Annotated in this window: 15 protein-coding genes and 1 tRNA gene; 10 read left to right on the forward strand and 6 right to left on the reverse strand. The window is 59.3% G+C overall.

All coding sequences use genetic code 11. The annotated features are described in order from the left end of the window. Positions 1-11 precede the first annotated feature (11 nt). The 6 genes from rsfS (at position 12) to G560_RS0101025 (ending at position 5,537) form a co-directional block, all read left to right on the forward strand. The gene (gene rsfS / locus G560_RS0101000; protein WP_033419164.1) at positions 12-398 is read left to right on the forward strand and encodes a ribosome silencing factor; all 387 of its coding nucleotides are present in this window, start codon (positions 12-14) and stop codon (positions 396-398) included. Then, positions 398-868, forward strand: coding sequence for a 23S rRNA (pseudouridine(1915)-N(3))-methyltransferase RlmH (gene rlmH, locus G560_RS0101005; protein WP_022702447.1), 471 nt, complete (start codon positions 398-400; stop codon positions 866-868). The genes rsfS and rlmH overlap by 1 nt, the downstream gene beginning before the upstream one ends. A 142-nt stretch (positions 869-1,010) precedes the next feature. Then, on the forward strand, positions 1,011-2,528 hold the full coding sequence (gene gpmI, locus G560_RS0101010; RefSeq protein ID WP_022702448.1) for a 2,3-bisphosphoglycerate-independent phosphoglycerate mutase: 1,518 nt from the start codon (positions 1,011-1,013) through the stop codon (positions 2,526-2,528). Continuing rightward, the gene (locus tag G560_RS0101015) at positions 2,525-3,646 is read left to right on the forward strand and encodes a murein hydrolase activator EnvC family protein (protein ID WP_022702449.1); all 1,122 of its coding nucleotides are present in this window, start codon (positions 2,525-2,527) and stop codon (positions 3,644-3,646) included. Before gpmI ends, G560_RS0101015 begins: the two co-directional genes overlap by 4 nt. 8 nt (positions 3,647-3,654) lie before the next feature. Beyond that, entirely contained in the window at positions 3,655-4,992 is a 1,338-nt protein-coding gene (locus G560_RS0101020) for a S41 family peptidase (protein ID WP_028913586.1), read from the forward strand. Positions 4,993-5,057: 65 nt separating this feature from the next. After that, on the forward strand, positions 5,058-5,537 hold the full coding sequence (locus G560_RS0101025) for an RNA pyrophosphohydrolase (protein ID WP_022702451.1): 480 nt from the start codon (positions 5,058-5,060) through the stop codon (positions 5,535-5,537). 453 nt (positions 5,538-5,990) lie between these two features. Here the strand turns inward: G560_RS0101025 and G560_RS0101035 are convergent, their stop codons facing one another. The 4 genes from G560_RS0101035 to G560_RS0101050 all read right to left on the reverse strand — a co-directional run bounded on the left by G560_RS0101035 (position 5,991) and on the right by G560_RS0101050 (position 9,785). After that, the gene (locus G560_RS0101035; protein WP_022702453.1) at positions 5,991-7,193 is read right to left on the reverse strand and encodes an IS91 family transposase; all 1,203 of its coding nucleotides are present in this window, start codon (positions 7,191-7,193) and stop codon (positions 5,991-5,993) included. Positions 7,194-7,199: 6 nt separating this feature from the next. Then, complete coding sequence (locus G560_RS0101040) at positions 7,200-8,114, reverse strand: tyrosine-type recombinase/integrase (RefSeq protein ID WP_028913587.1); 915 nt, start codon at positions 8,112-8,114, stop codon at positions 7,200-7,202. Positions 8,115-8,296: 182 nt separating this feature from the next. Then, positions 8,297-8,632 carry a DnaJ family domain-containing protein gene (locus tag G560_RS0101045; RefSeq protein WP_022702455.1) on the reverse strand — a complete coding sequence of 112 codons (336 nt, stop codon included), beginning with the start codon at positions 8,630-8,632 and terminating at the stop codon, positions 8,297-8,299. A 238-nt stretch (positions 8,633-8,870) separates the two neighbouring features. Continuing rightward, positions 8,871-9,785 carry a DMT family transporter gene (locus G560_RS0101050; RefSeq protein ID WP_022702456.1) on the reverse strand — a complete coding sequence of 305 codons (915 nt, stop codon included), beginning with the start codon at positions 9,783-9,785 and terminating at the stop codon, positions 8,871-8,873. A 126-nt stretch (positions 9,786-9,911) separates the two neighbouring features. Between G560_RS0101050 and ade the strand changes: the two genes are divergently transcribed. After that, positions 9,912-11,612 (forward strand): adenine deaminase, encoded by a 1,701-nt coding sequence (gene ade, locus G560_RS0101055; RefSeq protein ID WP_028913588.1) that lies wholly within the window; start codon positions 9,912-9,914, stop codon positions 11,610-11,612. Between the two features lie 461 nt (positions 11,613-12,073). Here ade and G560_RS0101065 read toward each other — a convergent pair. Both G560_RS0101065 and G560_RS0101070 read right to left on the reverse strand, forming a co-directional pair. Next, positions 12,074-12,149 (reverse strand) — tRNA-Ala (locus tag G560_RS0101065). A gap of 130 nt (positions 12,150-12,279) precedes the next feature. Beyond that, entirely contained in the window at positions 12,280-12,624 is a 345-nt protein-coding gene (locus G560_RS0101070) for a TIGR02300 family protein (protein WP_022702459.1), read from the reverse strand. A 245-nt stretch (positions 12,625-12,869) separates the two neighbouring features. On the opposite strand from G560_RS0101070, the gene G560_RS0101075 reads away from it, so the two are divergent. The 3 genes from G560_RS0101075 to deoD are packed head-to-tail and all read left to right on the forward strand — an operon-like array spanning position 12,870 to position 14,999. Then, positions 12,870-13,556, forward strand: coding sequence for a M48 family metallopeptidase (locus tag G560_RS0101075; RefSeq protein ID WP_022702460.1), 687 nt, complete (start codon positions 12,870-12,872; stop codon positions 13,554-13,556). A gap of 37 nt (positions 13,557-13,593) precedes the next feature. Then, complete coding sequence (locus G560_RS0101080) at positions 13,594-14,259, forward strand: GntR family transcriptional regulator (RefSeq protein WP_022702461.1); 666 nt, start codon at positions 13,594-13,596, stop codon at positions 14,257-14,259. 35 nt (positions 14,260-14,294) lie between these two features. After that, positions 14,295-14,999, forward strand: a complete 705-nt coding sequence (gene deoD / locus G560_RS0101085; protein ID WP_022702462.1) for a purine-nucleoside phosphorylase — start codon at positions 14,295-14,297, stop codon at positions 14,997-14,999. The last annotated feature ends 28 nt before the right edge of the window (positions 15,000-15,027 follow it).

Here is a 15,027-nt window from a genome sequence, read left to right on the forward strand (position 1 = left end):
GGGCACCGCGTATGACGGGCCAGGCATCTGCTGAACACCAACCGACGTCTGAGGAGCTGCTGGCCCGTGTCATTGCCTCGCTTGAGGATGACAAGGCCGAGGAGATCGTCGAGATTGATCTGCGCGGCCGTTCCGATATGGCCGACTATATGCTTATCGCGTCGGGACGCTCTTCGCGTCAGGTTGCGTCGATTTCCGAAAAACTTGCTGACCGTATGAAGCAGGAATTCGGCATGGTCTGCAAAATGGAAGGCAAGGAAACCGGCGATTGGGTGCTGATTGATACGGGCGATGTGATCGTCCATGTCTTCCGCCCCGAAGTGCGCGAGTTCTATGACCTTGAAAAGATGTGGCTGCCCGGCGGCCATATGGGCATAGGCGTGCGCGAGGAAGACTGATGCGTGTGCATCTGTGCGCTGTGGGGCGGCTGCGTAGCGGCCCCGAGCGCGACCTGATCGACGACTATGTGACACGATTTAACCGGACGGGCCGGGCCCTAGGGCTTGGCCCGTTTGCGGAAATCGAGGTTGAAGACCGCAAAGGTGGCGGGATGGAGGCCGAAGGCCTGCTGCTATCACGCGCGGTGCCTGCGGGTGCTTTGACGGTGGTGATGGACGAACGCGGCCGCACCCTGACCAGCCCGGAATTTGCCGAACAGCTTGCAAAATGGCGCGACGGCGGGCGGCAGGATGTGGCCTTTTGCATTGGGGGCGCCGATGGGTTGGCCCCGTCCTTTCGCCAGAATGCCGATTTTGCCCTGTCTTTTGGCGCGATGGTTTGGCCGCATATGTTGGTGCGGGTGATGCTGGCTGAACAGCTATATCGCGCGGCGTCTATTCTGGCAGGCAGTCCCTATCACCGCGAATAGCGCTGTTTGGCAGGTGTCGGTTTCTGAGTATTTTTGCAAAGATGAAATGAACAGCACAGGGATATGCTGATAAAGTGCAGGGCGGTTGCCCTATCCGCGCGCTGGGCGTAAAACCAAGGCGAAATCAGTGTGAGGCCGTGCCATGACCGTTCCGAAACCCGTTGTCTTGTGCATTTTGGACGGCTGGGGCCTGAACCCAGACACCAGCGCCAACGCGCCAGTTTTGGCCAATACGCCCAACTTTGACTGGCTGATGGCAACCTGTCCCCATTCCACCCTTATCACCCATGGCCCAGATGTGGGCTTGCCACGTGGGCAGATGGGCAATTCGGAAGTGGGACACACCAACATCGGCGCTGGCCGTGTGGTGGCGATGGACCTTGGCGCAATTGATCTGGCGATTGAAGACGGGAGCTTTGGCAAGAACCCGCAGCTGTTGGATTTTATCGCACGGCTGAAAGCCAGCGGCGGGGTGGCGCATTTGATGGGCGTGATTTCCGATGGCGGTGTGCATGGCCATGTGACCCATGTGATTGCCGCCGCCAATACGGTGGCGGCGGCGGGTGTGCCGGTGGTGCTTCACGCCATCACCGACGGTCGCGATGTGGCCCCGAGTTCGGCGCCGGAGCATATGGCGCGATTGTTGGACGGGCTTGCCGATGATGTGCGGATTGGCACGGTCATCGGGCGGTATTGGGCGATGGACCGCGACAATCGCTGGGAGCGCGTTGGCCGTGCGTTTGAGGCGATGGTTTCGGCTAAAGGCGAGGCGGCGACAGACCCGCAAGCCGCGATTGCGGCGGCCCATGCGCGGGGTGAGACGGATGAATTTATCGCGCCCACGGTTATCGCGGGCTATGATGGGGCAAAGGCAGGCGACGGGTTTTATTGCCTCAACTTCCGCGCCGACCGCGCGCGTGAAATTTTGGCCTCGCTTGGCGATCCGGCATTTGACGGGTTTGACGCAACTGCGCGCCCGAAATGGGAGGCGATGTTGGGGATGGTCGATTATTCGGCCAGCCATAACGGTTATATGATCACCGCCTACCCCAAGCCGGTTTTGCACAACACGTTGGGCGAATGGGTGTCCAAGCAAGGGCGCACGCAGTTTCGGTTGGCCGAGACGGAAAAATACCCGCATGTGACGTTTTTCCTGAATGGCGGGTCCGAGGCGCCGAATGTTGGCGAAGACCGTGCCATGCCGAAATCGCCGAAAGTGGCGACCTATGATTTGCAGCCCGAAATGTCGGAACCCGAGGTGGCGGCGAAACTGGTTGGGGCTATTGAGCACGGTTATGACCTGATCGTCGTGAATTTTGCCAACCCTGATATGGTGGGCCATACCGGCGATTTAGCGGCAGCGATCAAGGCGTGTGAGGCCGTAGACAGCGGCCTTGGCCTTGCCCTTGCGGCGTTGGAAAAGGTGGGGGGTGCGATGATTGTCACCGCCGATCACGGCAATTGCGAAACCATGGTGGACCCTGTTACGGGTGGGCCGCATACTGCCCATACCACCAACCTTGTGCCGGTTATTTTATACGGTGGCCCCGCCAACAAAACCTTGCGCGCGGGGCGGCTGTCCGATCTGGCGCCCACGGTGTTGCAACTGATGCGTTTGCCGCAACCTGATGAAATGACAGGGAAAACCCTGATCCAATGATCCGCGCTGCTGCCCTTTTTGTGATGATTGGATGTGCGGCTGCGCAGGCGCAAACGGTTGCGGAACAGGCAAATGTGGCATCGGCATCGCTGGCAAAGGCGGTCGCGGCGATGCAAGAGGCGAAAAGCGCGCGCGACCAGGTTTCGGCATTGACGCGAACGATTCAGGCCTATGAACAAGGTCTAAGCGCGCTGCGCGATGGGTTGCGGCAGGCAAAGGTGCGTGAGGCGGCGCTGTTGTTGCAGTTTGACGCGCAGCGCAACCGCGTGGGGCAATTGCTAGGCGTTTTGGGGCAGTTAGAGGCGACGCCCGGGCCGTTGCTTTTGTTGCATCCGTCTGGGCCTTTGGGCACGGCGCGGTCGGGGATGATTATTTCCGAAGTGACGCCTGCGCTGCAAGCCGAGGTTGGCCGCCTGCAGGCCGAATTGACCGAGTTGCGGGATTTGCGCAATTTGCAGGTGGCGGCCGGTGGCATTTTGGAAGATGGCCTTGCCGTGGCGCAAACCGCGCGCACCAGCCTAAGCCAAGCGATTTCAGACCGTACGACCTTGCCGCGCCGTTTCACCGAAGACCCCGAGGCCTTGCGGGGGTTGCTGGAAAGTGCCGATACCTTGGGGGCATTCGCCAACGGGCTGGAACTGGACACAGACGGCAATGACGCCATGCGCAGCTTTGCGCAGGCGGAGGGCAAGTTGGATCTGCCCACCCTTGGCAGCCTGCTGTTGCGCGCCAATGAGGCCGATGCAACCGGGTCCCGCCGCCCTGGGATTACATTGTCCACCCGGGCGCGTGCCTTGGTGACAGCCCCTTGGGCCGGAACCATTCGTTACCGTGGCCCGCTGCTGGACTACGGAAACGTGATTATCCTTGAACCGGGCGGAGGCTATCTTGTGGTACTCGCCGGTCTTGGAACGGTTTATGGTGAGGTTGGAGAAGTCGTCGGCATGGGTGCACCTTTGGGCCTGATGGGGGGCGGCGAAGAGGATAGTCACAAAGAGTTTCTTGCCAGTTCCACGGATGTGGCTGGTATTCGCGAGACAGAAACGCTTTATATTGAGATTAGAAAAGGCACCGAGCCGGTCGATCCGGCCCTATGGTTCGCCGCAACAAAGGATTGAGACAGGCAATGAAGAAATTCGCTATGGCTGCTTTGGGCGGCACCGTTGCAGGCATTTTGCTGACAACGCAAATTGCGGGGCCCTTGCTGGCGCAAGAAACGAAAAAAACCTCGACTGTCTATGAACAGCTTGATTTGTTTGGTGATATTTTTGAACGCATTCGCGGCCAATATGTTGAGGATGTGGATACCAACAAGCTGATCGAGGCGGCGATCAACGGGATGCTGACATCGCTTGACCCGCATTCCAGCTATCTTGCGCCCAAGGATTTCGACGATATGCGCGTGCAAACCCGCGGCGAATTTGGCGGCCTTGGCATCGAAGTGACCCAAGAAGAGGGCTATGTCAAAGTTGTGTCGCCGATGGACGACACACCGGCTGACGCGGCGGGCATTGAGGCGGGCGATTTCATTACCCATGTGAACGGCGAATCTGTGCTGGGCCTGACGCTGGATGCGGCTGTTGAAATGATGCGCGGGCCGATCGGGTCGGAGATCATCATCACCGTGGTGCGTGAAGGCACTGCCGAGCCGTTTGATGTGTCGATCATCCGTGACACGATCAAACTGACCGCTGTTCGCGCGCGTACCGTGGGCAATACCATCGTGCTGCGTATGACCACCTTCAACGACCAAACCTTTCCGGGGATGGAAACAGGTTTGAAGGAAATGTCCGAAGAGCTGGGCGGTTGGGACAATGTGACCGGCGTTGTGCTGGATCTGCGCAACAACCCCGGTGGTTTGCTGAACCAGGCTATTCAGGTGTCGGACGGTTTCCTTGAAAAAGGCGAAATCGTATCGACCCGTGGGCGCGAGGCCAGCGATGGCGAACGGTTCAACGCGACACCGGGCGATCTGACAGGTGGCAAGCCGGTGGTCGTGCTGATCAATGGCGGCTCTGCCTCGGCCTCTGAAATCGTGGCGGGGGCATTGCAAGATCACCGCCGCGCGATTGTTGTGGGCACCAAGAGCTTTGGCAAAGGGTCGGTTCAAACCATCATCCCACTGCGTGGTGAAGGGGCGATGCGCCTGACCACGGCGCGCTATTACACGCCGTCGGGCCGGTCTATTCAGGCGCTGGGCGTGGCCCCTGACATCATCGTGAACCAGCCACCGCGCAAACCGGTTGAAGAGGAAAAGGAACCTTCAAGTGCCGTTCAGGCGCGGACCGAAGCATCCCTGCGCGGCGCGTTGAACAACGACTCCATGTCCGAAGATGAACGCAAGCAGTTGGAAGAAGACCGCGCGCGCGAGGAAGAAACAGCCAAGCTGCGGGATGAAGATTACCAGATGGCCTATGCCGTGGATATCCTCAAAGGTCTGTCGGCCATCGCCGTAAAGCCTTGATCTGATTACACAGTACAAAAGGGGGGGCATCCGTGCCCCCCTTATTCATGAGAAAGGCGCGCGCCATGACCACCCCCACAAACCTACCCTATCGCCCCTGTGTCGGCGTCATGCTGATCAACGCCCAAGGCAAAATCTTTGCCGCGCAACGCTTGGATGCCACCATCGCCGCATGGCAAATGCCCCAAGGCGGGATTGATGAGGGTGAAAAGCCTGGTGTGGCGGCCCTGCGTGAATTGTGGGAAGAAACGGGTGTGACGGCCGATCTGGTGGAACGTCTGGCCAAGACCGAAGATTGGGTCACTTATGACTTGCCCCCTGAATTGCTGGGCAAAGTTTGGGGCGGCAAATACCGCGGGCAGCGTCAAAAATGGTTTCTCTACCGCTATCTGGGCCGCGACGACCAGATCAGCATCGCCACAGACCACCCCGAATTTTCCGAATGGCGCTGGATTGGGGCCGATGAGATGATCGCGTCTATCGTGCCATTCAAACGCAAGGTCTATGAGGAGGTCGTGGGGGTGTTTCGGGGGTGGTTGGGGTAGGGGATGAGGCGGCGCAAATAAGCCGGAAACGAAGGTTGGGGGAGCCGTTCCACAAACGGTGGTTTTTGAACGGTCTGTGCAAGCGCAGCGAAAGTCGGAAAAGGTGTAGGTTTCTCGGACGCCACGCGCGGACGTTTGAGTGACGCGGATCGTTGCCTGGCGTCGGAGAAGCGCTCAAGCGGGAAATCGCGGGGTTGGGCTTGGTGGGCCGTTTGTTGTGTTATGGGGATTTGAGTAGTGGGTTTGCCTTGGATCCGAACTGACGGACCTGTTGAGCGGCCCCCGTTGGGCTAAGCGCGGGGTCGACCTTGCCAGCATTTGGTCGATATGCGCGGCATTTTTTCGGCGTCATCAACTTTTGCCACATCGATAGTTTGATCAGCGTGAGATGATTGGTTCGCAGGAGATATAGCCTGCGGCGGCGAGTGTCGTTCGTGATGTACGGGGCGCGGGTCATGCTGCGGCCCTTTGTGGTTTTGGCGGTGCTCTGGAATGCTGTGCTGGTGCGATTGTGTCGATGATGATCAGTTGTCCGCCGCAACACGGGCATGGCAGCGCGAGGAAACGGACAGGTTCCACTGTGTTACCGGTGTTGTTGTCGTGGTCCTGCTCGGATGCGCGCACTCCGAGCAGCTGCCGGATCCTGGCGATGTTAGCGGCACGGTTTCCATTTCCGAAGACGCCATAGTGACGGATGCGGTGCTGGCCCTTTGGCAGAACGTGGATCAGGAACCGGCGGATGAACTCGGCCGTCGCCAGCGTCATGGTGGTGTGGCGACCCGCGCCTTTAAGACGGTAGTCTTTGACGCGGAAGGTAACACTGCGCGCATCGAAACGGATCAGTCTGCTGTTGGATATTGCAACGCGGTGGGTGTATCGCGACAGATATGCCAATACTGCTTTGGGTCCGGCGAAGGGTTCCTTGGCGTAGACGACCCAGTCGATTTTGCGCAGCGGTTGCAGGAAAGAATCGAATGCGGCGCGATCAACGAGGCCCGCATGTTCACCGAAGAACTGTAGCTTCCCGGCCTTATGCAGCTTGGTCAGCCCTTCTAAAATGAGGCGGCGATACAGACGGGACAGAACCCGCACGGACAGGAAGAAGTTCTTGCGGCAGGTGATCCAGCTTGCGCCATCCGTGGACAGACCGCCACCCGGGACAATCATGTGAACGTGAGGGTGATGCGTCATTGCTGAGCCCCAGGTATGAAGGACCGAAATCATGCCAGCCTGGGCACCAAGGTGCTTGGGATCGGCGGCGATCTTGATCACAGTGTCCGCGCTGGCCCGCATCAGCAGATTGTAGAGCTCGCGTTTGTTCTGATGCGCAATATCGGCAATGGGCTTGGGCAGGGTGAAGACGAGGTGGAAATACCGCACGGGCAGCAGCTCTGCCTCACGTGCTGCCAGCCAAGTTTTGGCGGCACCCGCCTGACATTTTGGACAATGGCGGTTGCGGCATGAGTTATACGCGATGTGCTCATGCGCACAGTCGGCGCACCGCGCGACATGACCGCCAAGCGCCGCCGTGCGGCAGCGCTCGATAGCACTCATGACTTTGAACTGGTTCCGGCTGATGTGCCCTGCGTTTGCCGCACACCAGGCAGCACCATGGTCACGGAAGATATCCGCGACCTCCCGTGATGGACGGGGCATGGTGGCCTATGAAGGCTTAGGCTTGCCCTTCTTCCGCTGGGCTCCATTCAGATCATCTAGGGGGCTGTCCACCGCCGCGATCATGCCGGTGGCCACGCTGGCATAGCGCGCCGTGGTCGTCAGTTTGGCATGGCCCAAAAGTGCCTGAATGACGCGGATATCGACCCCGCGCTCCAGCAGGTGGGTGGCAAAACTATGCCGTAACGTGTGTAGCGTGACTGGTTTGGTTATCCCAGCTTCCCGCGCGGTCTCTTTGAATAGCCGCGATATTTGCCGCGCCGAAAGGTGCTTGCCACGGTATCCGGGGAAAAGCACGCGCTCGGGCGCGGACACATCCTGATCCTGACCAGTGGGGCGTTCGGTCCACCACTCGCGCAGAAGGCTCAGAATATCGACAGGCAGCATGACGTTGCGATCCTTGCGCCCCTTCGATTGCACGATGCGGATGATCTCCTGATCGCTATCAATATCGCCGACCTTGAGCCGCACGACTTCGCCTGCGCGCAACCCGCAGCCATAGGCCAGCGACAACATCACCCGTGCCTTAAGGCTGGGGGCCATGGCCAAGATGCGCTTGATCTCCTTCTTGCTGAGAACCAGCGGTATCTTTACCGGCTCCTTGAGGTGAAAAATCTCAGCCACGAGATCATGACGCCGAAGGGTCACGCGGAGCAGAAACTTGACCCCGGTCATGGTCTGGTTACGCGTGCCGATGCTGGCCCCGCTCTCAATCAGATGCTGTTGGAAATACTTCACATCGTCTGGCTTGGCAGTCTCTGGCGAGCGTCCGAGCCAAGCCGCAAAACGCTTACAGGCGCGCAGGTGGCTGGACTGCGATGCAGGGCCGAGATTGCGCCCCGTCATATCGGAAATCATGCGCGCGCGAAGGGGTGTCGTTGGTGTGGATTGCTGAATGTTCATCGGAATGTCCTCTGTCAATCGAGGCAAAATCACCTCGACCAACAGCACACACCCAACACCAAAACCCGAGCAACAAATTCCTATGCTGCACAACACCCGCCACAAGCGCCCCTATCGCGGAGCGATTTAGTGCAAGAGCCCATTGCGTCGAATGTTGGACAGCAGACGAAAGGCTGCTTTAGCTAGGACCCCATAAACCGCCGCCTTGTCTCCACGGCTATGTTGTAACGCTGCTCAAGGTCAGCGATCAGAGCCATCGTGACGTGCTTGGCATCGCCATCCTCTGCCTCCCTGTAGCTCTGCTTGGCAGCTTCAAGTAACTTCTTGATTTTGAACTCCTCGGGAAGTGCGCCTGCTTCGGCCATCATTCGGACCGCTACTGCTGTGGCCATGTCAATGAAAGCCTCACCCGAACGGTCGGGCAGCGGCTTGCCCTCGCCTTCTAGTCCGCTGAGCTTGCCTTCCGCGATGGCCTTCTGGATTTGCCGCTCAACAAGGCGGTCAAACGACTGCGTCATACTGTGCTCCTCCCTTTTCACCGGCGCTCAGGCAAATACTCGATGATGCATATCATAGCCGCAGGGATAAAGGGAGACACTCTAAACCTAAGCCGAATGTCTGCAATGTCCACACACCGGACCTTCAGGACCGTTCTAAAACCCTCGTTTTTGGAACACCTGAAATACGGTCGATTTCCCGCCACCAAAAACCCCGTTCAAAACCCAAGCAGTTGATGAATGTTTTTGCGCCCACCTCTCATGGCGTCATCGCCTTCCTCTGCTTGGCCCGCTCCAACCCCAGCCGCCGCTCGCGCCAGATAATCAGTACCCCTGCCGTCACCACAATGGATGCCCCCAGCAGCATGGTCAGCGTCGGCACCTCGCCAAACACCCAGTAGCCGATGCCAAGTGCGAAGATCATCGAAGCATAGTCAAAGGGTGCTACCACAGATGCATCCGCCTCGCGGTAGCTGGAGGTCAGAAAAATCTGGCCAACGCCGCCCAAAAGGCCGGACAGCACCAGCAACACGGCCTCACGCGGGGCGGGGATGACCCAGCCAAAGGGGAGCGTGGCCAGCGACAGAATGGTAGCTGTCAGGGAAAAGTAAAACACGATGGCCGAGGTTTTTTCGCGTAAAACCAGCTTGCGCACGAACACCTGTGCAAGGGCGGCAAACACCGCGCCACCCAGCACCAACATTGCCCCCAAGGTGGCCGCATCATCGCCTGCGCCGGGCAGAACGGACAGGCGCGGGGACAGCACGATCAGCACCCCGATCAGCCCCAGCACAACCGCCGAAATGCGAAACAGCCGCACATCCTCGCCCAGAAACATCGCGGCGAAAATGACGGTCAGCAGGGGGGCTGCATACCCAATCGCCGTGACCTCGGGCAGGGGCAAATAGCCAAGTCCGGCAAAGCCGAGGCCCATCGCCATCGTCCCCACCACCCCGCGCCAGATATGGCCCATAGGGGCGCTTGCCTTTAGGCCGGTGCGTAATTCACCGCGTACAGCCAGCCATGCAATGATCACGGGCATGGCGAACAGCGACCGGAAAAACACCGCCTCGCCAGGGGGCACATGGTCTGCGGTGGCCTTAATCAAGGAGGCCATGACGATAAACGTCACAACCGAACAGATTTTGTAAAAAATACCGCGCATGGGGCGCATGGGCTTGGCCTTTGGTAGGGTGCTTTGATTTGGACCACCCTTTGACCGCCGATGCAAGGGTGGGAATGGGGGCTGGACCTTGCGCGCGGCATGGGCTTTGCTGCGGCAAAACAAAGGATGCCGTCCATGACCCATGCCACCCTTTCTGACCGTATTGCCCAAGGCCAAGGCGCCACCCCCGCCGATATTGTGCTGCGTGGCGGGCGGGTGTTTGATCTGATCACCGGCGATTTGGTCCAAACCGATGTGGCGATTTGCGGTGATACGATTGTCGGCGTGTTCGGCGACTATCAGGGCAAGCAGGTCATTGATGTGTCAGGCAAAATCCTTGTCCCTGGCTTTATCGACACGCATTTGCACATCGAAAGCAGCCTTGTCACCCCGTTTGAATTTGACCGCTGTGTCACGCCTTTGGGGGTGACTACGGCCATTTGCGACCCGCATGAAATTGCCAACGTCTGCGGGTTGGCGGGGATCAATTACTTTCTTGAGGCGTCATCGCTGACGCTGATGGATATCCGCGTACAGCTGTCATCTTGTGTGCCCTCGACCCATATGGAAACGTCTGGCGCGGTGTTGGAAGCGGCGGATATTCTGCCCCTGATCGACCACCCCCGCAGCCTTGGCCTTGCGGAATTCATGAACTTCCCCGGCGTTTTGATGCAAGACGCGGGCGTGATGGCCAAACTGAACGGCTTTCAGGGCCGTCATATTGACGGCCATTGCCCTTTGCTGCGCGGCAATGCGCTGAACGGCTATATATCGGCGGGTATCCGCACGGAGCATGAGGCGACGACCGCCGACGAAGGCTTGGAAAAGCTGCGCAAAGGCATGCGCCTGCTGATCCGTGAGGGGTCGGTGTCCAAGGATCTGCACGCGCTGGCCAGCCTTATCACCGAACGCCACAGCCCCTATATTGCCTTTTGCACCGATGACCGGAACCCGCTGGATATCGGCGAACATGGGCATCTGGATTACATGATCCGCACCGCAATCGCCCTTGGCGCGCCACCGATTGCCGTGTACCGCGCTGCCAGCCTGTCCGCGGCCGAGGCGTTCGGGCTAAAGGATCGCGGCCTGATCGCGCCCGCCAAACGGGCCGATATTGTGGTGATCGACAGCTTGGAGTCTTGCCGCGCATCAATGGTGTTTGCAGGCGGAATCCAAGTCACTGATACCGCCTTTGCCGCCCGTAAAACCATCCCCCCCGTGGCCCGAAATTCGGTGAACGCCCCCGCCACCACCGCCGCCCATTTCCGCACAGGTGGCAACCGCGTGGAAACCCCTGTGATCGGCATCATCCCAGGTAAGATCATCACTGAACACCTGACCTATGACATCGCGCCGCAGGATGGCGATAAAGCCCCCGACATCGCCCGCGATTTGGTGAAAATCGCCGTGATCGAACGCCACGGCAAAAACGGCAACCGCGCCACGGGGTTCGTCAAAGGGTTTGGCCTAACGCGCGGGGCCATCGCCTCAACCGTCTGCCATGACCATCATAATATCGCGGTGGTCGGTGCCGATTACGATGATATGGCGCTGGCCGTAACTCGTTTGGGCGAAATCGAAGGCGGTTTTGTCGTGGTCGAAGGTGGCAAAATCCTTGCCGAACTTGCGCTGCCAGTCGCGGGATTGATGAGCATTGAGCCGTTCGAGTCCGTCCGCGACAGCCTGATCCTATTGCGAAGCGCCGCCCACAGCCTTGGCGTGACGCTGGAAGAGCCGTTTTTGCAGCTGGCGTTTTTGTGCCTGCCCGTGATCCCGCATCTGAAAATCACCGACCACGGGATGGTTGATGTGGATAGGTTCGAGGTGATGCCATGACCGGATTTGACCCCAATGCACAGCCGCAGAACACCGTAGAAACATGGGCCTGAAGCCGAGACATTGAAAACCGGTCTTTGCCCGATGCGCTTGGCGTGACGATTAAGGGTCACTGCGAAATGTGTCGGTAAATGCGCCGCATATTCCAAGTAGGTTGTCCGGCAGGTGGGGTGGTGACGCATGGAATCATCACGATGGCTGGCCAATGCGACCCAGTGTCAGATGACGGCAGGTTTTATGCGATAACATCACCGCGGCAGACGCTAAGCTATATCTGTACGAAAAAGGCGCTTGTTCACGTGCTTTTCCTGCAGTCGGTGCGGGGCTGCGCGGGCGAGGACCGGCCTTGACTGTCTTATGCTGCGATTTTGGCGCATAGGCGTGCTGTTTGGCGTGTAAAACAGGAACCAAGCCCCCGAAAAGCAAAAAGCCGGACAAGCCGCCCGGCTTTTTTGGAGATTTGGTGGAGCCAGGCGGGATCGAACCGCCGACCTCTTGAATGCCATTCAAGCGCTCTCCCAACTGAGCTATGACCCCACGTTGCATCCAAAGCAAGATGCTTTGCGCTATTTAGGTGAGGGGGGCAGGCGCTGCAAGAGGAAAAATCATCCCCGCAGAAAATCTGCAAAACTCTGACTGTTTTGCAGAAAAGCCCGCCCCGCCTTTATCAGCTATCGTCGTCTGGGTTGCTGACATCGGCCAGATCATCCAGCGAAACGGTGTCGTCGCTGTCATCTTCCAGCAGATCATCATCCACGTCATCCGAATCGTCTGCGCCTGCAACGGCGAGCAGATCATCATCTGCGTCCAGATCATCATCGACCACCACGTCATCATCATCCTTGGCCGCCGCAGGCCGGCTTGCCGCAGCAGCTGTGATCTTGCGACGCACGCTTTCAATATCGACAACTTCGCCCGTGTAGGGGCTGACGATCGGCGTTTTGTTCAGGTCGTAAAAGCGTTTGCCTGTGGTTGGGCAAAGGCGCTTAGTACCCCATTCTTCTTTGGGCATGATATTCCCCTTATTAGATCGGCTCGGGCTGGGTCCGTGATCGGCCCTGCAATTCCGGCAAAAATGTCGCTTGCCACAGGCTGGGGCGGCTGTCAAAGCCTTTTGCACGTGTTTTGTGTGGCCGTAACGCCATTGGCATCACGTTATTGCATCAAATGCGAAACCTGCCAGCGTGAACAAAGCAAACAGGCTTGCAGCCGCGCCCGCCCAGGGGCATCTTTGACCGGATATGGAATTGAGGGCCAATGCCGATACTTCCCGGATCTCCGCCAGTCGAGGTCACGCTGCGCCGCACAGACCGCGCGCGGCGGATGTCGTTGCGCGTGTCCCGGCTGGATGGGCGCGTCACCCTGTCGCTGCCCACCCGCGCGCGTGAGTCTGAGGCGATGGCCTTTCTGCGCGCCCAAGAGGATTGGATTCGCAAGGCGCTGGTCAATGTAGTGCCAAGCGATGCGGTGGGCATTGGTGCCGAAATTCCTGTTGAAGGGCAAATACTGCGCCTTGTGGCAGGGACCGGCCGCAGCCTTATGGTTGTCGGCGATGCGCTGCATGTGCCCGGTGATGCAGCGCGCGCAGGTATTCGGGCGGCGGCCTTTCTGAAACATCTGGCCCGTGACCGTCTTGCCGCCGCGTCTGATACTTATGCCCATCGTATCGGGCGGCGCTACCGCACGCTTACCTTGCGCGATACCCGTTCGCGCTGGGGGTCTTGCACCGCCGATGCGGGCCTTATGTATTCGTGGCGCCTTATCATGGCCCCGCCGCAAGTGCTTGATTACGTCGCAGTGCATGAAGTGGCGCATCTGGCCGAAATGAACCATTCGTCGCGGTTTTGGGCCATCGTTGCCGATCTGATGCCGGAGTATGAACGCCATCGCCGTTGGTTGAAAACCCACGGTCATGCGCTGCACAGCTATCGGTTCACCGAATGACGCGCGCCGACATCCGCCAACGCGCCAAGGTGCCCCCATGCTGACACCGCCCACCACATCTTTGTCGCGGCCCGTGGACCCAAACGCCTCGGCCCATGAACGGCTGTACCGCACTTTGCGCAGTCAGGTCATGCACGGCGAATTGCCACCCGGCCAGGCGCTTACCCTGCGCGGCCTTGCCCGCACCTTTGGCGTCTCGATGACCCCCGCGCGCGAGGCGGTGCGCCGTTTGGTCGCCGAAGGGGCGCTGTCGCTGTCGTCCTCGGGCCGCGTGGCGACCCCCGAACTCAGCCCTGAACGGATAGAGGAACTGGCCGCGATCCGCGCGCTGCTGGAACCCGAACTCGCCTCGCGCGCGTTGCCCCGCGCGCATTTTGCTCTGATTGACCGTTTGACGGCCATCAACGCGGCCAACAGCGATGCGGTGATGAAACAGGATGCGGTCGCCTATATCCGCACCAATCTGGAATTTCACCGAACGCTGTATCTGCGCGCCCAAGCGCCTGCGATGCTGGCCCTGACAGAAACCGTCTGGCTGCAACTTGGCCCCACCATGCGCGCCCTATATGGCCGCCTGCGTCGCAATGAGCCGCCACCCTACCACCGCCTGATCCTGTCGGCGCTAAAGGCCGGCGATGAACCTGGCCTGCGTCTGGCAATCCGCACAGATGTGACCCAAGGCTTGCGCCATCTGGCGGGCTAAGTGTCGCTAAAAAATCTACCGAAAAAGGAACTCCCATGACTGTCCATATAGGCGCAAAACCCGGCGAAATAGCCGAAACCGTCCTCATGCCCGGTGATCCCTACCGCGCCCGCTGGGCCGCTGAAACCTTTTTGACCGATGCGAAACTGGTGAACGAAGTGCGCGGCATGCTGGGTTATACCGGCACTTGGCAAGGCCACCGCGTGACCATTCAAGGGTCGGGCATGGGTATGCCGTCGCTGTCGATCTATGCCAATGAATTGATCCGCGATTACGGCGCGCAAACCCTGATCCGCATCGGGTCGGCGGGCGCGATGCAGCCGCAAATCAAGGTCCGCGATCTAGTGCTGGCGATGTCGGCTTGCACCCTGTCGACCCCCTCACGCGGGATATTCCGAGAGTTGAACTTTGCCCCCACCGCCGATTTTGGCCTGCTTCAGGCGGCATGGAAGGCGGCAGAGGGCCGCGATGTGGCCACCCATGCGGGCCAGATCTATTCGTCGGATGTCTTTTATGATGAACGCCCCGACCTTACCGAACAAATGCAGCGCCACGGTGTCCTTGCCGTGGAAATGGAGGCAGCCGAGCTTTACACCCTCGCCGCTCGCTATGGTCGCCGCGCGCTGGCGGTCCTGACCATTTCCGACCACCTGATCACGCATGAGGCGCTGCCCTCGGACCAGCGCGAACGCAGCTTTGGCGATATGGTCGAAATTGCGCTGAAAGCGGCCTTCGCCTGAACAGGCTGTCAAAAATAAGGATAACTTT

Source organism: Pseudorhodobacter ferrugineus DSM 5888 (assembly GCF_000420745.1).
Classification (GTDB): Bacteria; Pseudomonadota; Alphaproteobacteria; order Rhodobacterales; family Rhodobacteraceae; genus Pseudorhodobacter; species Pseudorhodobacter ferrugineus.